Annotated in this window: 26 protein-coding genes and 1 pseudogene; 16 read left to right on the top strand and 11 right to left on the bottom strand. The window is 64.2% G+C overall.

Annotated features, from left to right (window positions below):
• The first annotated feature begins 24 nt into the window (after positions 1–24).
• From B4394_RS21295 to B4394_RS21255, 10 genes and pseudogenes are all read left to right on the top strand, one after another.
• Positions 25–1,786, top strand: a pseudogene (locus tag B4394_RS21295) (hypothetical protein).
• A 15-nt stretch (positions 1,787–1,801) separates the two neighbouring features.
• Positions 1,802–2,641: a hypothetical protein gene (locus tag B4394_RS21290; protein ID WP_078316200.1), complete on the top strand. Its 840-nt coding sequence runs from the start codon at positions 1,802–1,804 to the stop codon at positions 2,639–2,641.
• Positions 2,642–2,649: 8 nt separating this feature from the next.
• Positions 2,650–5,199, top strand: coding sequence for a hypothetical protein (locus B4394_RS21285; RefSeq protein ID WP_078316232.1), 2,550 nt, complete (start codon positions 2,650–2,652; stop codon positions 5,197–5,199).
• A gap of 18 nt (positions 5,200–5,217) precedes the next feature.
• Positions 5,218–5,379, top strand: coding sequence for a hypothetical protein (locus tag B4394_RS25510; RefSeq protein WP_176138352.1), 162 nt, complete (start codon positions 5,218–5,220; stop codon positions 5,377–5,379).
• Positions 5,380–6,432, top strand: a complete 1,053-nt coding sequence (locus B4394_RS21280; RefSeq protein ID WP_286142216.1) for a glycine-rich domain-containing protein — start codon at positions 5,380–5,382, stop codon at positions 6,430–6,432.
• A 19-nt stretch (positions 6,433–6,451) separates the two neighbouring features.
• Positions 6,452–6,823 (top strand): hypothetical protein, encoded by a 372-nt coding sequence (locus tag B4394_RS21275; RefSeq protein WP_078316199.1) that lies wholly within the window; start codon positions 6,452–6,454, stop codon positions 6,821–6,823.
• A 136-nt stretch (positions 6,824–6,959) separates the two neighbouring features.
• Positions 6,960–7,640: a hypothetical protein gene (locus B4394_RS21270; protein ID WP_078316198.1), complete on the top strand. Its 681-nt coding sequence runs from the start codon at positions 6,960–6,962 to the stop codon at positions 7,638–7,640.
• On the top strand, positions 7,637–8,872 hold the full coding sequence (locus tag B4394_RS21265; protein WP_078316197.1) for a peptidoglycan-binding domain-containing protein: 1,236 nt from the start codon (positions 7,637–7,639) through the stop codon (positions 8,870–8,872). The genes B4394_RS21270 and B4394_RS21265 overlap by 4 nt, the downstream gene beginning before the upstream one ends.
• Before the next feature lie 111 nt (positions 8,873–8,983).
• On the top strand, positions 8,984–9,280 hold the full coding sequence (locus B4394_RS21260; protein WP_078316196.1) for a holin: 297 nt from the start codon (positions 8,984–8,986) through the stop codon (positions 9,278–9,280).
• Positions 9,277–9,669: a DUF2746 domain-containing protein gene (locus B4394_RS21255; protein ID WP_078316195.1), complete on the top strand. Its 393-nt coding sequence runs from the start codon at positions 9,277–9,279 to the stop codon at positions 9,667–9,669. Before B4394_RS21260 ends, B4394_RS21255 begins: the two co-directional genes overlap by 4 nt.
• A gap of 80 nt (positions 9,670–9,749) precedes the next feature.
• On the opposite strand, the gene B4394_RS21250 is transcribed toward B4394_RS21255, so the two are convergent.
• Genes B4394_RS21250 through B4394_RS21235 form a run of 4 tightly spaced genes read right to left on the bottom strand, consistent with a single transcriptional unit; the run spans position 9,750 to position 14,953 of the window.
• Positions 9,750–10,205 carry a hypothetical protein gene (locus tag B4394_RS21250; RefSeq protein ID WP_078316194.1) on the bottom strand — a complete coding sequence of 152 codons (456 nt, stop codon included), beginning with the start codon at positions 10,203–10,205 and terminating at the stop codon, positions 9,750–9,752.
• A 9-nt stretch (positions 10,206–10,214) separates the two neighbouring features.
• Positions 10,215–10,706: a hypothetical protein gene (locus B4394_RS21245; protein ID WP_286142212.1), complete on the bottom strand. Its 492-nt coding sequence runs from the start codon at positions 10,704–10,706 to the stop codon at positions 10,215–10,217.
• A gap of 33 nt (positions 10,707–10,739) precedes the next feature.
• Positions 10,740–14,657: an alpha/beta hydrolase gene (locus B4394_RS21240; RefSeq protein ID WP_286142210.1), complete on the bottom strand. Its 3,918-nt coding sequence runs from the start codon at positions 14,655–14,657 to the stop codon at positions 10,740–10,742.
• On the bottom strand, positions 14,657–14,953 hold the full coding sequence (locus B4394_RS21235) for a WXG100 family type VII secretion target (RefSeq protein WP_078316192.1): 297 nt from the start codon (positions 14,951–14,953) through the stop codon (positions 14,657–14,659). The genes B4394_RS21240 and B4394_RS21235 overlap by 1 nt, the downstream gene beginning before the upstream one ends.
• Before the next feature lie 218 nt (positions 14,954–15,171).
• Between B4394_RS21235 and B4394_RS25965 the strand changes: the two genes are divergently transcribed.
• Positions 15,172–15,747, top strand: coding sequence for a TetR family transcriptional regulator (locus B4394_RS25965; RefSeq protein ID WP_078316191.1), 576 nt, complete (start codon positions 15,172–15,174; stop codon positions 15,745–15,747).
• Between the two features lie 3 nt (positions 15,748–15,750).
• Here the strand turns inward: B4394_RS25965 and B4394_RS21225 are convergent, their stop codons facing one another.
• Positions 15,751–16,017, bottom strand: a complete 267-nt coding sequence (locus B4394_RS21225) for a hypothetical protein (protein ID WP_078316190.1) — start codon at positions 16,015–16,017, stop codon at positions 15,751–15,753.
• A gap of 98 nt (positions 16,018–16,115) precedes the next feature.
• Complete coding sequence (locus B4394_RS21220; protein WP_078316189.1) at positions 16,116–16,862, bottom strand: tyrosine-type recombinase/integrase; 747 nt, start codon at positions 16,860–16,862, stop codon at positions 16,116–16,118.
• An 855-nt stretch (positions 16,863–17,717) separates the two neighbouring features.
• On the opposite strand from B4394_RS21220, the gene B4394_RS21215 reads away from it, so the two are divergent.
• The 3 genes from B4394_RS21215 to B4394_RS21205 are packed head-to-tail and all read left to right on the top strand — an operon-like array spanning position 17,718 to position 20,538.
• Positions 17,718–18,239 carry a hypothetical protein gene (locus B4394_RS21215; protein WP_078311662.1) on the top strand — a complete coding sequence of 174 codons (522 nt, stop codon included), beginning with the start codon at positions 17,718–17,720 and terminating at the stop codon, positions 18,237–18,239.
• Complete coding sequence (locus tag B4394_RS21210; RefSeq protein ID WP_078316188.1) at positions 18,239–19,387, top strand: hypothetical protein; 1,149 nt, start codon at positions 18,239–18,241, stop codon at positions 19,385–19,387. The genes B4394_RS21215 and B4394_RS21210 overlap by 1 nt, the downstream gene beginning before the upstream one ends.
• Positions 19,384–20,538, top strand: coding sequence for a hypothetical protein (locus B4394_RS21205; RefSeq protein ID WP_286142208.1), 1,155 nt, complete (start codon positions 19,384–19,386; stop codon positions 20,536–20,538). The genes B4394_RS21210 and B4394_RS21205 overlap by 4 nt, the downstream gene beginning before the upstream one ends.
• Here the strand turns inward: B4394_RS21205 and B4394_RS21200 are convergent.
• Positions 20,478–20,900, bottom strand: a complete 423-nt coding sequence (locus B4394_RS21200) for a helix-turn-helix transcriptional regulator (protein ID WP_078311548.1) — start codon at positions 20,898–20,900, stop codon at positions 20,478–20,480. The two genes, B4394_RS21205 and B4394_RS21200, sit on opposite strands and share 61 nt — an antisense overlap.
• A gap of 262 nt (positions 20,901–21,162) precedes the next feature.
• Positions 21,163–21,855, bottom strand: a complete 693-nt coding sequence (locus B4394_RS21195; RefSeq protein ID WP_078311547.1) for a GAP family protein — start codon at positions 21,853–21,855, stop codon at positions 21,163–21,165.
• Between the two features lie 204 nt (positions 21,856–22,059).
• Between B4394_RS21195 and B4394_RS21190 the strand changes: the two genes are divergently transcribed.
• Positions 22,060–22,755, top strand: coding sequence for a CPBP family intramembrane glutamic endopeptidase (locus tag B4394_RS21190; RefSeq protein WP_078311660.1), 696 nt, complete (start codon positions 22,060–22,062; stop codon positions 22,753–22,755).
• On the opposite strand, the gene B4394_RS21185 is transcribed toward B4394_RS21190, so the two are convergent.
• The gene (locus B4394_RS21185) at positions 22,752–23,186 is read right to left on the bottom strand and encodes a DoxX family protein (RefSeq protein WP_078316230.1); all 435 of its coding nucleotides are present in this window, start codon (positions 23,184–23,186) and stop codon (positions 22,752–22,754) included. The genes B4394_RS21190 and B4394_RS21185 overlap by 4 nt on opposite strands.
• Before the next feature lie 81 nt (positions 23,187–23,267).
• Between B4394_RS21185 and B4394_RS21180 the strand changes: the two genes are divergently transcribed.
• Entirely contained in the window at positions 23,268–23,828 is a 561-nt protein-coding gene (locus B4394_RS21180) for a TetR/AcrR family transcriptional regulator (protein WP_078316187.1), read from the top strand.
• Here the strand turns inward: B4394_RS21180 and B4394_RS21175 are convergent.
• The gene (locus B4394_RS21175; RefSeq protein ID WP_078316186.1) at positions 23,825–24,388 is read right to left on the bottom strand and encodes a DUF4352 domain-containing protein; all 564 of its coding nucleotides are present in this window, start codon (positions 24,386–24,388) and stop codon (positions 23,825–23,827) included. The genes B4394_RS21180 and B4394_RS21175 overlap by 4 nt on opposite strands.
• A complete protein-coding gene (locus B4394_RS21170) occupies positions 24,385–26,031 on the bottom strand; it encodes a CocE/NonD family hydrolase (RefSeq protein WP_078316185.1) in 1,647 nt (548 codons plus the stop codon). The genes B4394_RS21175 and B4394_RS21170 overlap by 4 nt, the downstream gene beginning before the upstream one ends.
• Positions 26,032–26,037 lie beyond the last annotated feature (6 nt).

The following is a 26,037-nucleotide window of genomic DNA, read 5'->3' as shown; positions in this document are numbered from 1 at the left end:
CCCCTGCGACCGGGGGGCCATCTCGTGATGCCCATTTCCGATGAGCAGCGCTGGGAGGCAGCCAAACGCTCGGGCGACATCGCGCGCATCGCCACCACGGCGCGGGCGTTGACGGAGAAAAAGTCCAAGGTCGACACCAGCTATCGGTTCACCGTCTGCGACAAAATGTGGACCCCCATGGCCTCGGTGGGTTCCGATCTCATGGAGGGCTCCGGTGCCAAGCCGCGCAACGATTGCCCCACCGGCAAGCTGACATTGAAGGGCAGCTCGCCGCTGATCCAGATGTTCATGGACTGCCGCAACACCCTGGTCGGGGTCGAGATGGAAACCGCCGGGACCCGCACCAACTTTTACACCAAGGTCCACCGCTACCGCTACGAACGTGGTGCGTGGACGGGAAACGTTGAGATGCGCGGCATTTGGGACATCCTGAACTACTACGTGATCTGGCCGACGTGGTGGCTTCCCTTGGCAGCCCAGCCCGTTTCGCACGCGATCTTCATGTGGGCCCTGCAGACGTGCGTGGAGAACATGGTCGCCGAGTGCGCTATGCGCATACAGTCCGGCTGGCTAGAAGCGGTCAACAACGGCCTGTCGCTCAACGGCGATATCCGCGCATGGTTCGGCACCATCTTGCAGGCCCTGGCCCGTGATGGGCTCTCGCCGCAGACGTTCGGGAGGATGCTGCGCACCCCCACCTACGTCAAGCGCACCAACCCGTTCCTGGACGCCTCGCCGTTGTGCGCCAAGACCGTTCGCATGGAAACCTGCGGAACCGTCATCAAGGACGTGACCCGCGCCTACGGCGTCGACACCGGCATGGATCTGTGGCGCCCGGGTGATCCGCAGCCGGACAAGTGGGCCAACCTGGATTCACCCACCTACGTGTTTTCCACCCGGGACCGCCAACAGATCACCGGACCCACCAAAACCGTTGCCGATTCGGTCATCAAGACCGTCATCGATCTCGGCGGATCCCTGGGCGGCATCTTCGCCCCGATCGTTAAGCAGGTGCCCGGCATGGATGGGGTGTTCTACGCCCCCACGCTCGGTGTCGATTTCGAACAGCCCTACGCCTACGTCGTGGCCCCCGAATCCGGCGAAGACTCCAACATCATCTCCTGTGAGATCGCCGACCACACCCCCGAGGGCTGGCAGCACATCATCGGGGGTCGATCGCCCAAATGGGCTGGTGCCCCTCGGCTTAACCGCCGGGGGGCACCAGCCCGAGGGCTAAATCTGACTCAACGACCTTATGAACGCCACGTTCGCGTGGTTGATCGATTCGCTGATGATCGTGGTCGGGTTCTCCGGCATTCCCTCGGATCTGCTCTCGGGGTTCCTGAACAACAGTTTCCTGGCGTTCCAGATGGTCCAGGTGTACGAGCGCCGCGACGAAGTCGGGCCTTTCCATCCGGCGATCGAGCGGTTCTACCCGACCGCCAGCGCCCCGTACAACATCGAGACCGTATTCGCTTTCATCAACGCGATTTTCGACTCCCAAGGTGCTACGACGGCGCAGGTCACTTTCCGTAACGGTGACCAATATGCCTTGGGCCGAGACATTTTCGAGGGCGGCTTGATGTCGCTGGTGTATCACCGCCGCACCAAGATGGTGACCGACTACATCGAAAACACCATGTGGCGCATCACTTCGACCGAGCAGACGCTGCTGGTGCAACTCGGCGACGGCCGCCGCGACGAAGCCCCCCTGGGCAAGATCCAGCGCTTCATCACCGGCGCCTTCGAGGCAATCAATGTCATCACCCTGGCTCCCCAGTCCTGACCGGAGGTTTCTCATATGGCTTGGCCGATAGTCGATTTCAACGGTGCCCGCTACTACCAGGGCCAGGGAATCACCCTGGTTCCGGTGGAGGGCAGTGGCGTGGCACATGTGCTGCTGCGCGAGGACGGCGGCATTGTCGGCGGCGTCTCGGCCGTCGAACAGGGCCCACCGGGCAAGCACGCGCAGCTGGACCCCGCTATCGCGCTCACCCCGCTTGCGTTCGCGGATGTCACACCCGATTCGGCGTTCTTCGAGCTGCTCACCCCGCCCACGGACACCACAGCCGGGGTGTGGAAGATGCACCTGGCGCTGCACGTGGGCAAAGACGGCGAACCGGGCACGATGGTGTGGAACCCGGCAGATCTGTCAGCCACCCCGAAAGCCGGATGGCTACCGGCAGTCAAGTCCGGCGTCGACGGTTTCGAGCTTGTGCCCTACAAGCTGCCCGAGGTGTTCTATCCGGGATCGATCAGCAATATCGGCACGGGTAACCCCAACGGCACCATGGCGCCGGTCAATATCCCGGCACGACCATGGGCGCGGCGTATCCGAGCACAGGGCTTCGCCGTGGTGACCGGTGAAGCGCCCGATGTGCGCGTGAATCTATTGGCTCGGCTCAACGGTGAGGCCAACGGCAACATCGTCGGTCGCTGCATCGGCATCGCGCAGACCGAACGGCTGATGTTCGCGCCAGGCAAGCCCATCCAGTCCGACACTGTGGGGGATGGCTACGACACCATCGCGGCCGGCGCGACGGCCACGGTGCATATCCGGTGTGAGCGCCAGGCGGGCACCAGCACCTACACGGCCCCCGGAGCCATGGCGCAGTTCTGCATCGAGGCGTGGCCGCTGTGAGCACCGAGATGCCCGAGGTGCCCGACTGGGCGATCGACATCCCTTCGGCTCCGGTTCATCAGAAACGCGGCAACGAGCTGGCGCGACCGTTCACCGCCCAGCAGCTCCAGGAATTCGGCCGCCAGTTCATCGAGCAGTTCCTCGGCCGTGTGGTGCTCGCCGTGGTCGGGCACCTGATTCCCGGCGTGGGCTCGTTCGATCAGCTGCGCGCCTGGGCCGCGGACAAACCCGGCCTGGGTGATCTCGTCGAGTTGCTCACCGGTGTTGAGGACGGCGACCTGACCGATCTCGGCACCTGGGCACTCGGGATCCGCAACGCGCTGGCGGGCATCGACCTGGCGCACCCCGAGTCCATCCTGGCCGCTATCGCCAAGGTGGCCGGCCAGTTCTTCAAGGGCGTCATCCCGGCGGCGTGGATTGCCGATGTCGCCCAGGACTTGACCACTGGCGCGGGGGGATTCACCGACCCGTCGGTCGTCGAGGACAACCCGGACTGGCACTTCGATGCCACCCAGAGCGGACACCTGTCGGGTAAGTCGATCTACGTCAACGCCGATGGCCATCTGTATGCGATCAGTGTCAAGGACTCCTTCGAGGTGGCGCCGGGCCAGATCGTCGACATGGCGGCCTCGGCCATGTGGCAGGGCGTCACCGCCGCCGGGGGATCGAACCCGATCCGGCTGTGCATCACGCCCTTCGGCCCCGACCGTACGAAGCTGCCCGACATCGTGATCAAGCAGATACAGCCGGTGGCAGCGGACTCGTCATGGGTGCGCACGAGCCTCACCGGATCCTGGAACGTCCCGAATGACGGAACGGTCAAGTGGGCCACGGTGACCCTGATCGTGACGCCGGGCGCCACCGGCGGCCGGGTGCACTTCTCGAATGTCACCTCCGCGATGTCGAACCTGGGCCCGGTGCTGGGCAAGTTCCGCTCATTCTTCGACACCATTGGCGGCCAGGCGAACTCGGACATCGCCCAATTCGAGCAGCGGTTCGCCGCGATCACTGCGGACGGCAAGATCACCGCCTCGGAAATCCTCGGGCTGCTCGGGTTGGGGAATATCCCCACCCTGCCGCAAATCAAAATCGAGGACCTGTCAACGACATTCAACCAGCTAGAAGACATCTACGACGGCGTCGTGGTGACACCGATCAACGCCTTCGTGGCATCGGTCAAAGACTGGTTTGGCCTGAACAACAACAAGACTCAGAAGCTCGCTGGCAACGGGACCATGGCGGCCAGTGATGTAACGGGCAATTTCGATATGAGCCGGGTCAACGATTTGGTCAGCAACCTCGGAAACATGCTCTCCGGTGTCAAGACGGGCGCGGACGGAACAGCCACCGGCACAACGGGAACCATCCTCGATCAGATCGACCAGGCCAAGACTTCACTACTATCGCTGCTCGGTCTGTCGCAGGATGCGCTCAAGAGTGCCATTGCCGCCCAGACCACCCTGCAGGAGCAAGAGACCGAGCAGAACACCGGCGGCGGCAACAGCTACAGCTTCGTGTTCTCCGGTGCCGATGGCGCCGCCTTGAACTCGACGGACTGGACCACCGGACCCAACCCCGGCGATGTCACCATTCGCGGCGACTCAGGCTATGCGGGCGTCAAGACCGGCAACCCCGACGGGTACTTCTTCGCCAGCCCCAACTACACCTACGCCACCGACGGCCAGTCCGCCTCATTTGTGTTGGGCGACACCCAAAACGGCAACTACTACTCCGGTGTCTACATCCGATGCGACGCCAGCCGCACCCAGGGCGCCTACTGCCTTGCCAAAGAGGGCGAGATCCGCATCGGCAAGTTCACCCGCTCGGGTACCAGCTGGTCGTTCAACACGCCGCTGACGCTGCAGACCGGGCTCTCGGCGGTCAAGCAGGGCGCGCGTATCGAGATCCGCTGCGCGGGCACCAACTACTTCGTGCGCGTCAACGGCCGACAGGTCCTCTCGGCCACCGACGCGGGTAACACGATCAATATCGGTGCCGGTTATCGCAATTCGATGTTCAGCGTGCAACGCGCGAGCCCGTTTTTCACCTACGACTCTTACCGGGTCGCGGCATTCGCGATGTCCGACTACAGCACGGCGGGAGCGGGATTCTCGATGTCGAATTCGTGGAGCATCAGGCGGGACAGCACCGCGGACGTCACCTACGGTCCCTATTCCTCCGGTGCGTTCCCGTCCGGGTTCTTCACATTCAACGACTACACCACCGATGTCACTCTCGATGACCTGGGCACGGCCCGAATCGAGATCGCCACCACCGGCCTGTACCGAATCAACACGACGTACCGATCGGTCACCGCCAAGGGCACGTCTGTGCCCTATTGGGTGGTGTACAAGAACGGCTCCCGCATTACTGGGGCCATTCCGTCGGGTTGCCCGTTTGAGATACCGCTCGTGGCGGGAGATGTCGTGCAGCCGGGATTTATCGCGGTCGACTACGACCTACGGTCCAACGGCTCAACAGGGTCGGAAACCGTTGTGTCACGAAGCATCACAGCCCTATCCGGCATCGCCACATTCGATGGCCGGCGAATCGCATAATCCAGAGAGGCCCAAGCGATGACCACCACATTCACCATGCCCGAACTACCAGGCATCACCTTCACCGCCGAGCGCGGGGGCCTGGACCCCGACGGCAAGCTCAACCCGTCCTGGATTCAGATCACGGGAGCCGACCAAGACGGCAAATTGGTCTGCTCGGTAGGTTTCGCCGGGCCGTAAATGCCCTGGTCTCCCAACCCGACCGTTCCTCCAGCGCGGTCGGGCGGTAAGTGGTCTCCTAACCCGGTTGTCCCACAGAAGCCGACAGGCGGCAAGTGGCATTGGGTTCCCCGAGCCTTCGCGGCGGATACGGGTATCGGTGAGGATTCGGCGACGCTGCTGGCCCATCTGCTGGTGACCGACACCAACATCGGATCTGACACCGCAGAGCTGACTGCGCATCTGTCCGGCCGCGACGACGGGCTCGGCTCGGACGCGGCCACGCTGCTCGCACACCTGACGGGCACCGACACCGGTACCGGCGGCGACTCGGCCACGGCCATGCTCAAGTACTTCCTGTCCGGCACCGACGAGGGGATCGGCTCCGACAGCGCAGCCCTGCTCGCACACCTCACCGGCGCCGACCTCGGTCAGGGACAAGACACCGCGACACTGGTAGCCCGCCTGGCCGGATCCGACACAGGCGGCGGATACGACAGCGGCACCGCAGTGTTCAGCCCCCACTCCCCGGAGACCCAGCAGTACACCATCCCCGGGACGATCACCTACCTGATCCCATCCTGGTGCCGGTACATCGACGTCGTACTGGTTGGCGGCGGCAACGGTGGCGGTGGAGGGTTCGCCGGATTCGTCACCGGCGGTGGCGGTAACGCTGGCAACTGGGCGCACGTCACGCTGGAGCGCGGCGTGGACATCCCGTGGTCGGCAACCTCGATCACGTTCATCATCCCCGCCGCGACAGCTGGTGGCACGCAGGGCAACAAGGGCGCTGGTGGTGGAACCGTCACCGCCTCGGTGTCAGGGTCGGGGTGGTCGGGGCTCTCGGCCACTGGGGGCACCGGTGATCAATTCGGCACCACCCGCAACGGGCAATCGCCCGGCACGCACACCTACAACGGACAGCCCTTCAACGGCGGTGCCGTGCAATCCACCAGCCAAGCCGCAGGCAATCCGCCCGGTGGCGGCGGTAACGGCGGCAACGGAAACGCATTCAACGGCAACCAAGGCGGCGCGGGGGCACCCGGCGGCGCCTGGGCCCGGGCATACCAGTAACCAGCAATAGGAGGACAACGTGGGAGCCAACTCAGCTCATCAAATCGACATCTGCAACAAGATCGCGGCAGCCGGCAACACCGTCAAGGCGTGCAGCGGCGACCCCGGCAGCGGCACCAGCGCAGCCAACGTGATCGCCTCAACGCCAGCATCATTCAATACCACGTGGGGCGGCGCGGCTGACGGTACAGGCGGCGACGCCGGATACTCCGTCGCGCTCGGTTCGGCGGGCACGTTGCAGATACCGGCCTCCACGGTGGTGAGCCATTACGCCATATTCAACGGCTCCACCTACCTGCGCGGCCGCGCGCTCGATACGCCAATCACCGTGGGCGCCAGCCCCGTAAACATCGACATCACACCCAAGACCCGATACAAGGGCGGCCAGTAATGCGCCAGCTGCTCCCGGTACTAGCCCCGTGCCTGGCACTTGGCGCCGCCGCATTCCGGCTCGGCTGGTGGGCATCTGACCGGCTCTCGTCATACGCACAGGAAATCGACCCACACATCGAAAGGGAGTACACCCGATGACCACGGTGATCACGAAGCTTAAGGCCCGTGAGGTTGACAACTTCTGTCACGCCCGCCGCGGCTTGCCGTACGCATTCGGTGGCGCATTCAGCACCGACCCGAAACGCTCCACCGACTGCTCAGGGCTTGTCTTGCAGACCGGCGCGCTGCTGATGGGCCGCACCGATTGGTCCGGAAACCGCTACGGCTCAACGGAATCATTCCGGCTGAACTATCAGATCGTCTACGACATCGGGTTCAAGCGCCTTCCCGCCGGCGGGATTCAGGCGCTCGGTTTCCAGCCGATCATGCTCGTCGGGTTGCAGCACGGCGGCGGCGGCGAATACAGCCATACCGCATGCACCCTGTTCTACGCCGACACCCCCGGTGGTGACATCAAGCAGTCGGTGCGCGGTATTGACTGGGAGAGCCACGGCAACCGGAATGGCGTGGGAGTCGACTACTACGACAACGCCCGCGCCTGGAACGACCCGCTGTTCAGCGACTTCTGGTACCTGGACGCCAAGCTCGAAACCGCCGCCACCTCACAGCCCGTCATCGTGGGGCCCGCGGACGACCAGCTCAACATGCAGTTCAACTGCCTGGGCGGCCAGACCCTCGTCGAGGCCGTCGCCCAGATCCGAGACAAGGTGTGCGGCACGGCAGATCGCAGCAAGGTCGGGGTGGTGCTCCGATGAGCGCCCGGCTGCCCCTCAAGCCGGGATCATCGGATGCGCGCGGCGACGACGTGACGCACTGGCAGCGGTGGGCCGAGCAGTACGCCTCGGCGTACGCGGACCTCATGGGCCCGGTGGACGGCTACTACGGCAACGGGGACTCCGCGTTCACCCGAGAAATGCAGCGGCGTCTCGGATTACCTCAGACCGGAGTCTTCGACGAGCTGACCGCAGGCCGGGTCGGCTACGGCGGCGCCGTGGCTTTACCACCGCGGCGCAAGATCTGGCTGTACTCGTCGCCGGGATCGGGTGCCGACTGGAACGTGGGTCCAAGCTTCGCCCTCGGCCAGTGGTGCAAGGACGTGCTCAAGATCAACCACCAGCCGCTGTCGTTCCAGAAGGGCGGCTACCTCGGATTGCTTGGCGGTGACGCGAAATTCAGCTACAACGAGGTCACCTACGACCAGTTCAAGTCGCTGGAATACTGCCTCGATCACAACCCCGACATCAATGACCCGGATCTCGAGCTGTGGTTTTCGGGGTACTCGCAGAGCGCGGATGGGATGGAGGACGCGCTCGAAGTCCTCTTCGGCGATGGCGGTTTCATCCATCCCGGCGACCCGACGCGGACGCCTTCGCCTCCCGGCAAGTACCGGCACCTGCGTGACCGGATCAACGGCGTGGTCCAGTTCGGAAACCCCTCGACGCCGGTCACGGGTATTGCCCGCAAGACACGGCCGACCTGGCTTGCGAATTTGGTCCGAAACGTCAACGCCCGGAATGACTTCTACGCCATCGCCCCAGACAACATCCGCCCGGCGTTCTATGCGATCATCGTGCAGGCCGAGCTGGAGCTGCCGTTCTTTGTGCACGTACTGCGCATCGCCGTACCCATCATCACCGACTGGGCCGCCGCGGCGCTGCCGTTCATCGGCCCTCTGCTCGGCGGGTTCGGCCCGATGGCGCAGCTCGGGCTCGGCATGATCGGCGGGCTGCAGGGAATGGGACAAAACCCCACGCTCGGCAGCCTCATGGGTCAGGCCGGATCGTCGCGCGATACCAAGGTTGACGACGATCTGCGACGACTGCTGTCGCCCACTGGAGTCCTGCAGAACATCCCCGGCCTGATCAGCCTTATTGCCGCGCTACCCGGCCTGCAGGCGCACGGGGAGTACCACTTGCCCAAGCCCGAGTTCGGCGGCCGGGACGGCATCGCGGTCGCCTACGACGTGATCGCCGGATTCCGGCGATGACCCTTGGGCCCCCGCGCGAGGAGAGCGCGCAGGGACTCTCCAGACACCGTAAGCCCAACAGCCGAATTCGCCGAATCGGTTATCCACAACCCCATCCGAGAGGAACTCGTCATGCACATCACCATCCCACCATGGCTCAAAGACGCTGCCATCGATACAGCTGAGCGGGCCATCAAGACCTTCGCGGGTGGATTCATCGTCGGCGCCAACTTGGCCGGCGCGGCGGTCAACGCGGCTCTGACCGAGATCAACTGGCAGCGTGGCCTCGACGTGGGAGCGGGCACCCTCGCGGTGTCGCTGCTGTTCTCTGCGGCATCGATCAAGCTTGGACGCTCCGGGACCGCGTCGGCGACCAAGGCGGTTGTGCCGTCCAGCCTGTTCAAACTCGTGGCAGGCGGCGGCCGGTGAGCCTGCTGACCGAGATGGTCAACGTCAGCGATATCGATTCGCCCAAGGAATTCGCCGCACTGGCGATGGTGCTGATTTCCCCTGTCGTGGCATCGGTCGCGGCGGCATGGGGTACCGCGACATTCGCGCATCGCAAGAAGGTGGGCAAGGCTCTTGGTGCAATCGCCGACGACACAGGAGCCATTCGCGAACAGACCGAAAACGATCACGACACCAACATGCGGGTCGACCTCGACGAGATACTCAAGGGCATCAACAGAATTGAGAAGCAACAGAATCAACAGGCCCGCGACATCGGCGGGCTACGCGAGGAGATGCGCACCGAGCGCACCGAGCGAGGCCAGGCCGATGAGCACATTCGCGAGCTGATCGAGCGTTTGCCGCACTGATTCACCCTCTGCCTAAACGGAACCGCCCCCACCCTCACCGGGTGGGGGCGATTTCGGCATTTGCGGCCTACCTCTCGCGGTTACTTCCCGCGCTGCAAAGGGTCCGCCGCCGGATCCCAGTCTTGGTCGTCCGCGCCGACATCGCGACGCTTCACCGTCGGGGCCGGCGGCCGGATCAGTCTCTTCAACCCCGCCAAATCCGAGTACTGTGCCCGCAATTCGCGCACACGCCCCGCGAGCACGGCATCACCAGACACATCGGCAGCTATTCGCGCGTACACCATGTCCAGCTGCCGCAACGCTTCCACGTACGCGCTGGCATACGCCCGCTCAATGGCCCGGCCCAACGCCTCCGGCTCCACGCCAGCCGCTTCCGGGCTCAAGTCGAGCCGTTGCAGCTCGCCGCGCACAGACACCGTCACCGCGCCGACACTGGTGGCCGGGGGACGCTGAATCTCGACCGTCCCGGCAACCTTGTCTACCCAGCTGCCCAACCACCCAACGAGATCATCACCGGCCAACTCATCGAAACCCATGGAGACTGGTCAATCACGCTGGGGCTGTTCGTAAGACTGCGGCCCGTCCTTCGTGATGATCGACGGCATCACACCGCCGTACGCCGAACCCGAGGCAGGAAAGTACGGCGAGGTCCAACTGGTGCCGACGCCACCGTGAACGCCGCGCTGAATATCGAACTGATACCCGTCGGGCGTGTGTCCACGAGCGGACTTCTTTTGTGGGATGTCCGATCCGACTGAATCGATCCAGCCCCAGGAGTTCCATAGCTTCACGAATGCGTCGAACACGTCGTCGCCGGTGAGGTCGCCGTAACCCCAGATCCAATACCCGGTATAGAAGTTCCACTCTCCGTTGGGTCCGACTGCGCCGCTGCCGGCGCTACGAGGCCCACGGCCTGGCGCTTGGAATCCGACGATCCAGCCGTCGGGCAGCTGTTGCAGGGTGTGGACGATGTGTTCGATGGTGCGCTGGCGCGCGAGTTCGTCGGTGAGGTCGGGGTGGATCTGTGGTGCGGTCATGTCATGTCCCATGCTAGTGCTGTGTGCGCGTTTCTAGCGCCTGATGCCTGCGATGATTTCGCCGATGACTTCGAGGCTGTTGCCGGATTCCCAATAGGAGCTGTGCGCGGACAGTCTGGTGTTGGTGATCCATAGCCCCTTTCTTTCTGCGATCCATTCCGGGTGAGCTCCGAAATCTGGTTCATGAGTCATACGGCCGTGTCCGATCGGGGTGCGGTCGGACACTTCGAGAAGCCGGATGGGGTCGTGGGGGTGAATCAGCGCCCATACCGGTGCCGATCCGGGTTCTAGGTGGACCCCTTGGAGTATGAGTTCTTCGACGGTGCGTGCGTGCATGCCCGCACCGCCCAGAGTCACCAGTGAGTGCGCGTTTAGTCCTGCGCCCTTGGCGGCTTCCCCGACGACGACCGCGCCGTAGGAGTGTCCGATCACGGTGCGGTGTGCGTCGGGCATCTGGTTGGTGTGATCGAGGCGTTCAAGGAAATCACGGAGCCGCGGAGCCCCAGCTTCAGCGAAACGGTTCATCGCTGCGCCTGGCAAAACCCATTGCGGCGCACGGTAATTCTGCCAATCCACCACCGCAGTGTCTGGCCGGCCCAGCTGGAAGTCCGCGCTGTCTTTGAAGCGTTCGGCGACTTGCATGTAGCCGGGGTGGTCACCGTCGGGGATGAGTTTGGTTGCCTTGGTGCCTGTTCCGGGCACCAGCACGCCGGTGTGTGAGGCTAGGTCGGGATTGCCGACCGAGGTGATGGAGCGCCCGTCACGCTCAAATCCGAGTAAATATCGTTGCGGTTGGTCGGGGTGGTTTTGGATGGCTTCTTCGATGCTGCGGAAGGCCTCGTTTTCGGGCATGCGTTCGCGCCAGTAACCGAGTGCATCGCGGGCGTACTCATCGCACACCTTGACCGGTAAACGGGCGTTGTCGCCGAACATCGGGTCTTGGCGGAACACACCGGTGCGCTCAGCCGGGCCCAGGTGGTCCCACAACTCACGCATCTGTGCCGGGTCGACGGGCCGCTCCAGCTGTCCGTCCAAGACCTTCTGCACCCACTCAGGGCGTTCGCCGTGTGCCCCGAGTAGAGCGCCGTTGTCGCCGGGTGGTTTTGGTGGTTCGCCGCCATCATGTCCGCGCCCCGCCCCTGGTGCTGGCTCGGCGGGCCGCTCGGGTCCGGGGCGCCCATTGGCCGCTGGTCGTTCGGTGGGTGCGGGTTCGTGTGCTCTGGCTGCTGCTGGGGTCGCTTCGCCCGGTGTGGTCTTGGCCAGGGAGGGTTTGGACTCCACCGGTGCGGGCGGCTCGTGTAGCGGCCGGTTGGGGGTCAGCGGTTCGCGGATCGATTCACGCAACGGCGTGATGGTCGACGATTTGACTGGCTCTCCATGCGCAGCAGGCGTACTGGGCACGTGCGGCGTGGTCGGGGAGGTCGGGTGCGCGGGCGCCGCAGGGCCAGCGGGCGCAGTGGGCCCGGTGGGTGTTGTCGGGGGTGTGTGCTCGCCGGCCGCCGGGGTGTGGGCTGGGACGGGTTCGCCGTGCTCGGGCAGCGCATTGTGCGGTGCGGGTGCACGTTCGGGCGGCACCGGGCCGTCGACAGTGCGCGGGGATTCGGTCGGATGCGCCGGGGTGCGCGGGCTTTCGGGTTCGATCGGACGCTCACCAGGCGCGAGGGGCCGTTCACCAGACGGCGCGCCGTGCTCGCCCGGTGCGGCGGGGCGCTCGCCAGGTACGTGATCAGCGGGTGCGGCCGGGTGGTCGCCGAATTGGGGTGTGGTGGTTTCTGACGGGCCGGGGCCGGGCCCGTCCGGTGGTGTGGGATGGCTGGCGGCGGATGCGGGTGTGCGCTCGGGCGGTGCGACCTGCGAGGGCTCACCGACGCGTTCGCCAACCGGGACCGGACGTTCTGCCCCGGCGGGCACGCTATGTGCCGGTGCTTCGCTGTGAGCGGGACCGCTGTTGTGACTGACTACGGCGGCGTCGTCGGGTTTGGGTTCGGCACGTTCGGGTGCCGGTGGTGGATGGTGTTCTGCGGGGGCAGCCGATGGTTGTTGTTGCGGTGCTTCTGTTTTAGGTTCGACAGCGGTGGGTTTGATTTCAGCGGCCGGGGCGCCAGGGTGCTCGATGGGGCCGGGTTTGGGTTCGGACAGGCTTGCCGCTGGTGGGGGAGCTTCGGTGGAGGGTCCGATTTTGAGTTCACCGGGTTTGATGCCCTCGGGCAGCTTCCCCAAGCTTTCGCTGATCTTGCCGGTTTGCGCCGCCACATCGGCCACCGGGTTGATGGCGGCGGCATCGCGGCCCAGGCCGGTTGTGGCTTTGATTTCGGCGTTGACCACACCTTCTGAAACACGGGCGCCGTCAACGCCCAGGGAGGTCGCCCGCGCTGCTCCGCCGCCGGGTACCAGGAACGTGGCTACCGTGGTGGCGTTGTATCCGGCCGCCTCCCAGATGTCGCCCTTTTTGATGTCTTCCCAGTCCACCAATCCCTTGACAACGTCCAAGCTTTTCTGTGTCTGCCCACCAGGGTCATGGGCAAACTCTGCGATCTGCTTGGCCGAATCAATAATCGCCGCACCAGGATTGAGCGCAGTCAACGCGGTTTTGCCCAGCCCGCGCCAGGCTTGCCCCGCACCGTCAGTGGTCGGGTCCAGCCCGGCCAGCATCGCCAGCGGGCCGGTGAACATCCCGGTCAGGTTCTTCAAACCACCGGCATCGAAGCTGATCAGCGCATTGAGCACCGGTGCCGCCGAGGGGAACTCGCGCGAAACCCACCCCTTGATCGCGTCTTTGGCCGCATCGATCTGCGCCCCGATACCCAGCAGGTCGGATTTGCGGGCCTCGACCTGGTTGCCGTGATTATCCAAAACGCCCTTGATGTCGCGGGCAACGGCCTTGATCTCCTCGACCGGTGATTCGCCGTGAAACAGAAAGTCGCCCAACGTGTCCAACATGTTCGACGGCGACAAACGGCGCAACAAATCCCGCACCGAATCCTGCGCGTGCTGCACGTCGTCGGCGAACCCTTCCAGCTCACTCGCGAGCTTGCCCGACAGCTGCGCCAGCTGGGTCAACGAGGACGTGATGTTGTCGATCGCCTTACCGATGGTCTCGGCTTCGGGCATCGTCTGCCCCGCCACCCCGACCTTAGCGGCCTGTATTTGTGCGGCGACCCTGGGAAGGGCCTGCCACAACGCTTTCCACGGCGCGGCCACCGCCCTGGCACCGGAGGGGTCGCCGTTGGGCCACACGTCGCCGACGAAAAACTCCACCACCGAGTACAACGCTGGGGCCATCACCCCGCCCCCATTGGCAGGACTGATCGTCACCGACATTTTCGGCTCATGCGATTTCGTCGGCATCCCCACCGACGGACTAGCTTGCGGAATCGTGGCGGCCGCATCAGCGAGCGCATAGTTGGCTGCCGACACCCCAATCCCGAACCCGACCGAGCGGGCAGCCCCTAATGCCTGAAACACGCCCGCCACAAGCTGCTGAGCGCGCGAGACGTACTCTTCGCCGAAATTTGACCCGGCATCATCTTGGCCCGCATTAAAACTCAAGGTGCCGCCCGAAAGTGCTTGCGCGGCAGCCCGCAACGCATCAGCAGCGGCCTCAACGGCTTTACCGGAGGCGGCCAGCTGCGGCGGGTCCACGTCGAGCTGCGTGCCGCCCCCCGCTGACCACATGTCGGCGTTGCTTTTGGTGGCCTGCACATAGCCTTCACGCGCACCGTGCAGGTAGTCGACGATCTTGCCGACCATCTCACCCAGCTCGCCGGTTGAGCCCACCCACTTACCTGTTGCTTCATCGGCGCTGACGGCGGTGTCACCGTCCCACGCCGCTGCCATCTTGTGTTGCCCGTCGCGGCCCTGCTCGACAGATTCGCTGATCAGGGTCCGTAGCGCCGCGACCGCCTCGGCCATATCGGCCATCGCGGCCGGATCAACCCGAAACCGCGTCACTACAGGCGCTCGCTGGCCTCATGCAGTTGGTTTGCGCTACCGCGCGCCCGCTCCGTGGTGTTCGTCAACAACTTCGCAGAACCGGCAGCCTCTTCATGCCAGCTATCCCAGATCGGGGAAAACGAGGACGCCGCACCTCCAGACCAACCATGCCCTAGCACCGAACGCACCCGCCCATCAGCGCTGCGCACCCCGCCACCAAGCCGCTGCGCTACCCCGGCGAGCAACCCAAACGCGCTGGACAGGGCAGGGGCATCGATCCGCAACACCCCATCAGAACCCGAAGGACCAGCCATCCGCACACCCCCCGCTCGGAAAATCTTCGAATCGAGTGACTCAGTTCACTCAAAGATTACGACAAATGTAGTGGGCAATGTGGTTGCTGTCTAGCCAAACAGCCCAATCGCCGCTAAACCTGACGGACTCTCTGACCTGGCCGCCTCTAGGCTGGGCAACAACTATGACAACTACCGAGTCCGCGCCCGCTAGGCGTACGCGAAGCAGGGGGCCCTCCATGGGGGTGCGCCGCCCCCAGGTGCTTGACGCCGCCGTGCGCATGCTGGCACTGGGTGGGGATCGGGCTCTGACCTACCGCACCGTCGATACCGCCGCCGGTGTCCCCTCGGGCACGACCAGTAACTACTTCCGCACGCGCGCGGCCCTGCTGATCGGCGCGGCGACCCACACTGAACGCCAACGCCGCCGCGCCTTCGACGAACTACTCGAACAACACGCACCCGCCAGCGCCGGCCACCTGACACGGATGCTCAAGGCCTATCTGACCGACGCGGCCAGCGACACCAGCCATGGCGGGACACTGGCCCGCGCTCACACGGCGCTGCTGCCCCTGGCCCTCGATAACCCCGAGCTGGCCAACTTGCTGGCCACCAGCCACCGGCTACACACTGACGCCCTGCGGCGTCGACTCGCCGCGATCAACCCCGCCCCGTTACCCCGGCTGGCCCCGCTGATCACCGACTACCTCACCGGCACGCTGGCCAACCAGCACGCCACCGGCACCGCAGACACCACCGGCCTGACCGCACTCATCGAATTGCTCAACTACACCGCAGCCCACCGCTTGCTGTGATCGCTATGACGCGTCGTCTGCCCGGACAACTCGCAGGCCCCGGCGTGGATCTTGTGCCTGGGCCTCGCGTACTGCCTCGGCGATGTGGTCACCGAGCTTGCTCACGAGATCTTCGGTCACGTAGTACTTCGCCGCTTGCCGGCCGATCCGCATCCGCTCGGCAGTGAAGTCGACCTGCTGGGAAATGTCTTCCCGCGCTACGTCCTCGGTGATGTTCAAGCCATGCTGCTCGGCGAGGTAGCGGACGAGGAACTGGGCGCGTTCGTTCATCCAAGGGGAGCGGCGAGCCATGTGATTGTGTGTACCAGATGACAGAACGCCCCGAGGCGACTACTCGGGGCGTTCTGCGGTTAGGTGGGTGAGCCTTGTTATGCGGCTCCGGTGTCTTGTTGGGCGATGCCCGGCAAGGCAAGGCGAGAGATGCCGTCGGCGCGCATTTTGTCGTTGACCTTGGTGTAGATCTGGGTGGATTGGATGCTGGCGTGACGCATCAGCTCTTGAGTAGTGCGCAGGTCCACGCCCGCTTCGAGAAGAGATGAGCCGTACCAGTGGCGCAATTTGTGACCACTGCCGGGCACGCCCGCGCGGTCGAACACCGCACGCAGGGTGTTGCAGACCGACCCGCGATGGACATGACCACCGCTGGTGCCAGGGAACCAGTAGCCCTTGGTGGGCATCTTGGCCGCGACCGCGGCGACATCAGGGTGCAGGGGCAGGACCTTCGTCTCGCCGCCCTTGCCCTTGACTTCCATCTGGCGGGCGACCAAGTCGAAATGCTCGCCGCGAACCTTGGCGATCTCGTGTGCGCGAAGGCCCTGCAGCGTGGCCAGCAGCACCTTGGCGCGTGTCGCGGTCCACATGCGCACGCCCAGGATGCGGGCAAGCTCATCGTGAGTGGTGGGACGCGGCACGTTGCGGGGCCGTCGCGGTTTAGGGATCAGCAGCATGGGGTTATCCATCCGGTGGCCCTGTTTTTGCAGCCAGAGGAACCATGCGGCCAGCGAGGTGTGATAAGTCCAACGGGTCTGCGTCGACCAGTCACCGCCCTCGGCGAGCCAGGTCACGATGTCCTCCATGGTGGCCCGCTCTGGTGCGACGTTGCACCACAGGGACATGCGGCGCACAGTACTGACGCGTTCAGTCACGGTCCGCTGGGAATGTGACTGCGCGTATTGCCATGTCTGCCAAAGGTTTACGAGAGTTGTGTGGCTCATCGTCGAGCCCCCCTTTCATTGTTTCTCAGCAACCCCCCAGGGTTGTGAGCGGAAACGTAAGTGATCAGTTGCCCGGCAAAGAAATCGCTCGATAACTGTTGTGTGTCAATGGCATTCCGGTTTCGCAACGCTGCCGGTGTGGTGTTTGCCGGGTTACCTGACCTTGGTAAGTGTCTGTGCCGCAAGTCAATTGATGGCTATCGAACTACACCAGGTGTAATTCGTACCTTACTATCGGCAACGAACTGCAAAATCGCGGCCAGCTTGCCTACTCCGTCGAACCGGCAAACATCACGGCCAGCGGTGGCCTCGGCCCAGAGAATCTGCCCGTCGCAGCTATAGGTCACCCGGAGCTGGGTGCGCGTTCCGGGGAGCCGGTATACCAGCCCTCCGGCGCATCCCGTCCAGATCCAGCCGTGCGAGTGCGCCGCCCGGTGCACCGAACGGTAGCCAGTCATCAGCTCCGCAGTCACGCCGCGCTCAGTCCAGGGTGCCAGCAGGGGCCATAATCCGATTCTCTACTATTCCGCAGACCGTGCACTTGTAATGAATAGGTCGGGGGTTCGATTCCCCCGGGCAGCTCCACGCGGATTATTCGATAGCTTTCGAGACCGCCCCGGCCACGCCACATCGACCTGCTCGAACTCGGCGAGCCGCTTCTTGCGTTCGTAGCCCTTCTCCAGTACTTGACGTAAATCACTCCGCTGCCGGGTACTTCTGCTGTGGGCACAACGTCGGACCGCTAGATTGATGCTCATGTGGTTCGCGGGGCGCGGTGCCAGCCGTCATGGCGTGGTCGTTGCTGCGGTGGATCAGGTGCTGGCCACAGCCACCGGACGGCAAGGCTCGGTGGTTGATGTCGCGCATAGCTGGGCGCACGCGAACGGCCGGGTAGTGGACATCGAGGATGCGCCGCTCGCGGCCGGAGTTTTCGGCCAGTGGATCTCGTTCCCCGACAGGGACCTCGTGCAGGTGGGGCATGGAGTCGTGGGCCGCGACCGCACGATCGCACATGAATTGGGCCATATGGTGTTAGGTCATCGCGGTCTGCCGGTGGCCGAGTTCGCCGCCGAGCACGTCCGAGCGGTGCCGCCTGAACTTGTTGCGCGCATGCTGCAACGCAGTTGTGGCGCCGATGAATTGACCCAGAGCGATGATCGTTGGCCACAGGATGAACTAGCTGCTGAGCGGTTCGCGGCATTGTTGGTGCGCCGCTTGCGGGCCGGCCGGCGTGAGCGCCCGAGCTGGAGCCCATACGTCGACGACGCGCTGGGGTAATGACTCTCTCGGTTTGGGAGTCGCTGCAGGCTGTGCGCATCGCGGTACTGATCGGATTTCTACCGGTACTGCTGTTCCGGATCTGGCGGCTAGTCCGCTACCCCACGTCGATCCCTGCCATCGCCGCCACTGTCTTTGGGTTATGGGTGTGGTTTTGGATGTTGATGTTCACCGAGCCGGTGTGGTCGGTGATGCCGTCCTACGTGCACGCGGTGAGCATCGGTGGTTGGGCACCCGTCTGGATGGCTGGCTGTCTGCAGATTTTCGTGATCGGCATCAGTGGTGATGTCTCGCAGGTCTGGATTCGACGGGGGCTGCGTGCCACCTTCGCCGTCACCGGCCTGGTCCTGGCTGTGGTCGCGGTAGCGGTGAGTCAGAGCCGTGTGCTGCTGTCTTCTGATGACATGTTCACGCTCACCAACGCTCTTCTCGATGGTGGAGATCGCGGTGCGGCGATTGCCGAAGTCGTGAGCAGCGGCTACCTGGCAGTGGTGCTTGTCCAGCTCGCCTGGGTCGGATTCCGGCACGCCGACCGCACGCCAGTCGGCGTGGGGCTGGGACTGCTGGCGACGGCCGCAGTGCTGCAATTGATCGCGATCGCCTTCACGGGAATCTGGCGCCCGCTGACAGGCGGAGGCGTGGGGATTAGCGGCCGCTATGGTCCATTGCTTCAGATCCTGCCCGGATGTATCGGTGCGGCCCTTATGGTGGTGGGATTCGCCTGGCCGCCCGTGATGCTACGTATTCAGGCGCGTCGGGAATTGCGGCGACTGCGGCCACTCCATGATGCTTTCATCGAGATGTACCCAGGGCTTTTCCCGCCGACAGAATCTCAAATAAGGCTGTCAGACTTGGTATTTGAGTGGCTGGCGCATATACAAGACGGCCTCACCCTGCTATCGCAGAGCCATGGGATACCGGTGGAAACCAGTGTGCCGATTCCCGTGGATCATGTGGATCATGTTCAGGAAGTGGCAAATTGGATTTCTGGTCAATCGGTTTTGGGAATCAGCCATGAATGGCTGCGTCCGCCAACGGGCATGAGCGATCAGGCGTGGGTGCTCGCCATCGCCGATGCCTATCGGGGCCGTGCGGACTCCTTTGGTGTGCGAGAAGCACGACGTGGGCATCTGCCGGTGGCGCCGTGACTACCCGCGCGGCGTGGGAGCTGATGCAGATTGTGCGCGTGGCCGTGCTCATCTGCTTTCTGCCGGTGTTGCTGTATCGAATCCGGCGGATTGTGCGTGATCCCACATCGGTCCCTGCCGTCGCGGTCACCGCCTTCGGGGTGTCGGTGTGGATCTGGTTCGTGGTGTACACCGACTGGGTGTGGGCGGCACTGCCGCCGGGTGTACGCGCCGTCAGCGTCGTCGGGTGGCCGGCCATCACGATCGCGGCGTGTTTACAGGTTTTCGTCATCGGCATCAGGGGCGACGCGTCGCAAGAGCGTATTCGCCGTGGGCTGTGGGTCACTGTTGCGGGAGCAGTCATCGCTCTCACGATCGTCGTTGTCGCCGTGCGTCACAGTGAGTTGATCGGGATGGCGGGCGATGCGCTGACGATCGCAAATATCGTGTATTCCGGGGCTGATAGCGGAGCGGCCATCGCTGTTGCGGTGAGCAGCGCGTACATGATGTTGGTGGTCCTTCAGCTCGCGTGGGTCGGCTCTCGGAACGCCGATCGAACTCCCGTCGGCGTCGGTCTGGGACTGCTGGCGGCCGCGTCGATGTTCCAGGTTGTCGCGAGCTTCTGCGGAGGGATCTGGCGCCCGCTGAGCCATGGCGAGGGCTTTATCAGCGGCGCCGTCGGAGTGTGGTTGCAGACGTGGCCGGGCTGTATCGCCGCGGTTCTGATTGTCGCGGGTTTTCTGTGGCCGCCGGTGATGCTGCGTGTTCAGGCGCAGCGGGAATTGCGGCGACTACGCCCACTCCGTGACGCTCTCGGCGGTATGTTCCCGGGGCTGTTTCCGCCGGTGGAAACACGAATACGATTGTCGGACTTAGTATTCGAATGGGTCACACATATCCAGGATGGTCTCACGCTACTAGCGCAGAGGCGCCGGGTGCCGCTCGTAACCAACTCCCTGGTGCCAAAGGGCGGCTCCGAACGGACTCTGGGTGTGGCGAATTGGCTTGTAGATGAAGCGGTTCCGGGATTCAGTTGCGAATGGCTGCGTCCGCCCGAAGGCGTGAGTGACGGGCCCTGGGTGCTCGCGATCGCCGACGCCTACCGAGAACGTCAGGAACGCTTGGAGGCTCCGGCTTCCTTGTCAGGTATGCCCTCGACTTTGCGCAAGTGATCGACCATATCGGCGATCGCCTGCCGACTGTTCTCGGAGAGCGCGTAGCTTCGTTGTGCGATTTCGCGGACCTTTGAGTCACGCAGCTGCACAAGCCAATCCAGATCGCGATTCACCGATGCGGCGTAGTCGGCGTCATAGAAGTAGGCGGGACTCACTTGGAAGAACTCCGCCAGCGCCGTGACGATATCGGGCGCCGGGTTGGACCGCTCGCCCTTGCGTAGAAGTGACAGATACGGCGAAGACACCTCGACGCCGCGCTCGCCAAGTGCGGCGACCACTTCGTTGAGGGAATAAGGTCCGCGCCCGGCCGGATGCACTGTGGCAAACAGATGGCTCAAGCGCTGCGAAAAGTCCGGCACCGCACCCCCTCACATACTTTCACTTCGCAGCCCAACGATACACGCACATGCTGTGCTGCTCACCGTAGGTCTGCGGGTGTCCGAGCGATATGCAACTTATCGGAAGGGTAAGTGATTGACAAGGACTATTTACTGACAGTAATGTCCGGAGTGTTCGTTCGGCTAATCAAGGTCGATCGCTCTCGGCTGGTCAATCGCTGTGCTCATCGTGGGGTTGAGCACAGCGACTGGTCAGCCGATTTTTGTATGAACCTGCCGCTGTTCAGCGGAGCCCCAGTGCGCTGTGATGCACCAGCGCACTGGCAATCAGGACGACTCCGAGGGACAGGAAAATCACCCGAATCGCAGTGGGGCCGTATCGCGTCACCGTCCGCACCAGGCCGCGCTGCGCCCGCCGCGCGCGTGGAGATCGCCGCGTCGACAGTACGAGAATCAACAGACTCGGGAGAATGGCGACCAAGCCGTAGCCGACCAGCAGCAGCGGCCACGTCGGCGGCAGCGGGTGACGTGAGGCCAACATCGCGAGTGCGCTCAGGTACGGAACAGATGTGGGAGCCTCCGCATAGCCCAGCGCAAGCCCAACGAGTGCGAGAAGCCATGGGTGGCGGCGCGCAATGGTACGAATCCACGGCGGTGTCACCGGCTCGGTGAACCAGGTCAATGAGGCAAAGGCGATCAACAGAATGCCGATGACCAGCTGGGCCCAATACCGGGTAGACGGGGTGATATCCGAACCACCGGCCACGTCGGTCAGCGAGCGCACGCCGAGCACGGTCGCCAGTCCAAACGTGAACAGTGCGACAAACAACCCGGTGACGAAGCTGAGGCCGCCGGGAAACGCCGATCGGCGTTCCAGCCGGGTCACATAGACGATCGTGGTGGCAATACCGATGTTAAGTACGTTGAGGGCGTCCAGACAGGCGAATCCCGCGAATGCCAGCAACAGGGTGAGCACGATTCCAGAACTTACGTGAGGGTGGATCGTGTTCCGGTTAACGCGGCCTTGTGGGCACTGCCACAGTCGGCCCCGCGCCGAGGTGCGGGACGATGGCCACGACTGGATCACACTCTGACCTGGGCCAACGAGACCGCCGGTACTCTGGGGCGGATGCCTACTCAGACCTCGGCTGTTGCTGCGCCCCTGCACGGATTGCGGAACATGCGCACCTACATCGACATTGCTGTCGTGGTCGCTGTTCTCGTCGCCACCAATCTGATCGCGCACTTCACCACGCCCTGGGCCAACTTCGTCGTGGTCCCGATCGCCGCGATTGGGCTCCTGGCTCTGATCCGCTACCGGGGCCACTCCTGGGCCGAGTTGGGGTTGGGCCGCGATCACTGGCGTTCCGGCGCCAAGTACGCGGCTGTCGCGGTTGTCATCGTCGGAGCGGTGATCGGCATCGGTCTCTTGCTGCCGATGACCCGACCGATGTTCCTCAACAGCAGCTACGCGACAACCGTTTCGGGCGCGCTACTGGCCTCTTTCGTCCTGATCCCGCTGCAGACCGTGATTCCCGAGGAGCTCGCCTTCCGGGGGGTTCTGCACGGGACGATGGCTCGGGCCTGGGGCTTCCGGGGAGTCGCGGCCACCGGGTCTCTGTTGTTCGGCTTTTGGCACATCGCTACTTCCTTGGGTCTGACGACCGGCAATGTCGGCCTGACGAGGCTGCTCGGGGTGGGCCTGTGGGCCCAGATCGCCGGTGTCGCCGGGGCGGTGGTCGCCACCGCGATCGCGGGTTTCGTCTTCACCTGGTTGCGGCGCCGCAGTGGCAGCCTCTTGGCGCCCATTGCGTTGCACTGGTCACTCAACGGGATGGGAGTGCTGGCCGCGGTTCTGGTCTGGCACCTGATCTAGCCCCATACGACGATCGCGGACGCTGCGAGAAATAGCAGCTGTTCAGCGGTGCGCCAGCCCAGGGGAGTGGACAGCGGGTTGGACCGCTGGGTCGCGGCATACACATTGGCCGGAAACATCACCACCAGCAGCACTCCCAGGCATCCGGCGGCCACCACACGTGTCGAGGGAACCAGCACGCCGATCGCGCCCAGCAGTTCGAGCACGCCGGTCAGCGCCACGAGGAGCCCGGCGGCCGGAATCCACGGCGGCACGATAGCGATCATCGCCTGACGCATCTTCGGGACGAAATGCGCGACGCCGGTCAGTGTGAACATCGCGGCGAGACCGACCGCCACGGCGGCCGGCCATGAATTGACGGGTGTGAACCCCTGGGCGCCGATCAGGCGCGCCAACAGGGTCCCCACGACCAGGGCGACAAGTGGTGCCATGACGATCTCCAATCTTGACATTGACTAGATAGACGATATCGGGAAACTAGTCATTGTCAAGATTTGCGTTATGCTGGTGCGATGTCGTATCACCATGGCGATCTGCGAGCGGCGATACTGGCCAGCGCGGCCGATATGGTGGCCCGGCGAGGCGCCACCGAGCTGTCACTGCGGGAACTGGCGCGCGAATCGGGTGTCTCGCACGCCGCACCCGCACACCATTTCGGCGATCGCCGCGGTCTGTTCACCGCCTTGGCCGCCGACGGATTCACCAAACTGGCCGGGGCCCTCGACGGCGCGCGCCCGGACTTCCATGCCGCTGCCCTGGCCTACGTGGACTTCGCCCTGGCCCATCCCGGTCACTACGCGGTGATGTTCGAACCCGCGCTGCTGGATTCCACCGATGCGCGACTCACCGCGGCGCGAGTCCGTGCCGGTGCCGCCTTGGATGCCGGGATCGCGACACTGACACCCCGGCAGACTTCGGCCGATAAGGTCACCGCGGCCCGTGCGGCCTGGTCCTTGGTGCACGGATTTGTCTCACTGTGGTCCAGTGGGGCGCTTGCTGATTCGCGCGATGATGCCGATCCGAGGGTGATCGCCTCGCAGATCGCGTACGCGCTCTTCCCGCCCACCGATTAGCCAAGCAAGACCTTGGCGCCCTTGGACTTGTAGTCGATATGTAGGTCGATCTCCTTGGGCACGGTGCCGGGCGGGACGTCGTAGACGAGCACCGACCGCTTCTGCATGCCGGGCCCGAGTTCTGCGCCAGGCTCGAGCTGTTCGGCGTTGCGTGCCAAGATGTTTGCCATGCTGTCGGGGGTGTACTCCCTGCCCGTTGCATCCTTGAGTTTCTGTTCGTCCCCGAGGAAGGAGTGCGTTGTCTGCCCGAGGTTCAGAACCTCGACGTGAACGACGACGAAGGTGCCGGTCGCCGTCGCCTGCAGCGCCGGATCCGCCTGGTCGCCAACCGTCCCGGCATCGTTTACCCGTGTGACGACAAGCGCGAGGTCGCCGTCGCGCACCTGCTGTCCGAGAGTGCCGGGCTTACCTTCTTCTGCCGTAACCACTTTGGTTTCAGCCCCGCCGCCGCTGGGGCCGACGTGGATGAGGGTTGGCCGACTCTCTGAAGCCTCATTGCCACCGCATGCCGTGAGAAGTATCCCGATAAGCCCAAGGGTGCAAAGGTGTTTCATGATCATGAAGTGCCCATCACGGGAATCGTGATGGAAGAGGGACGTTCCTCGTCGTGGTGGATCTCGAAGCGGATCGGGACGATGCGGCTGGCGGTCGCCAGCGGTTCACCGGAACCGGTGTTGCGGGCGTGGTTGGGAAACGCGCCGCCGCTGACCTGTACTCGTAGCCGGTGTCCGCGCGTGAAACGGTAGCCGGTGGGATGCATGGTCACGGCGACCGGCGAATCCGTCGGGCCATTGAACCGTACGATTCCATCGGAAACGTTGCGGGATACTCCCTTTCGGTCAACATCGCAGAGTCGGACGAACAGATCGCCCTGGCCGCTGTCCGTGGTCGCGTAGATAGACGCCGAGACGGGGCCGATGAGGTCCAGGTCGCTCGTCAGCGGATCGCTGGTGTACACCAGTACATCGGAACGCTTCTCGGTCGCGGAGTTGTCGCGCTGTCCGGAAAATCTCGTGTCCAGCAGTGGCCCACCCACAACCGGAGTGGGATCCGCCGGATCGTAGGTAAACGTGTCGGCGGGGTTATCGCTCTGTGGTGCATGCCAATCCAGTACGTCATCGGCCTGCAAATACAGCGGAGTGGGGGTTGACTTCTTGGGTGGCCAGTGATCGAAGTCGAGCCATTGGCCGGCCTTCTGCAGGTAGACCCGAACCGGAGAGCGATGTGTCGAGGAGACATCGCCCCGCAGATGAGCGGCCAGCCACGAGAAGCTGTCGGAGACCACCGCCTTGAGTGACTTCATGTGGTCCCATGGGCCAATGGTGATCCGCCGTGGGCAGTCGGCCTTCTGCAACTCGTCGTAGTCGCGAAGCTGACCCACCAGGAGGAGGTCCCACCATCCGGTCACCATGCTCACCGGTGTGTTGAGTTGCGCGAGCCGTGGGGTGTGATCGATCTCGTCCCAGTAGTCATCGTCGGTATGGTCGGTCACGGTGCGCCAGAACGGTTCTGGCTTGCCGATGGCGACGTTGTCGGCGTTGCCCAGGGGCAGGTGATCCATGGCGCGGCGTACCTGCTTCTCAAGGGCGCGCGTCCGGAGCAGGCGCTTGATCTGTGAGCCGTCGTGCGTGCCGATCGAGGCCGACCAGCTCAGCAAGTTGTGCAGATTGAAGGCCCCGCTCGGGTAGAAGAGCTCGGTGAAATTACTGGTGGTGATCGCCGGGCACATGGCCGCCAAGGGTGGCTCGAGGTAAGGCGCCACCGCCCACTGGGTGTGCCCGAGATACGACGGACCGGCCGTCGCGAGTGTGCCGTCGCACCAGGGCTGCTCCCGGACCCAGGCTGCCGTGGCCAAGCCGTCCGCGCGCTCCTGGCGGAAGGCGTCGAACTTTCCCTCGGAACCGAACTGGCCACGCGTGTCCTGCAGGACAACCTGAAATCCCTGACGTGCCAACAGCGTTGCCCACATCTGGCTGATCGCACCGTGCCTGCCGTACGGCGTGCGGAAGATGACGGCGGGTAGCGGATCTTGCCCGGGCGGCCGGAAGTGGTCGGTAGCGAGCTTGACGCCGTCGGGCATCGTTACCTTGATGCCCCGACGTGCCTGCACGTCGGCGGTGACGGGTTCGGGCAGGTCGAGCAGCTTTTCAAGGAAAGGGGCAGAAAGTCGTCCCGTCCAGGTGAAAGCCAGTTCTCCGAGCATGGCGCC

This window comes from Mycobacterium sp. D16Q16 (assembly GCF_002013745.1).
Lineage (GTDB): Bacteria > Actinomycetota > Actinomycetes > Mycobacteriales > Mycobacteriaceae > Mycobacterium.
The sequence above is the reverse complement of the archived record's forward strand: the minus strand, read 5'-3'. Positions and strand labels throughout refer to the sequence as shown.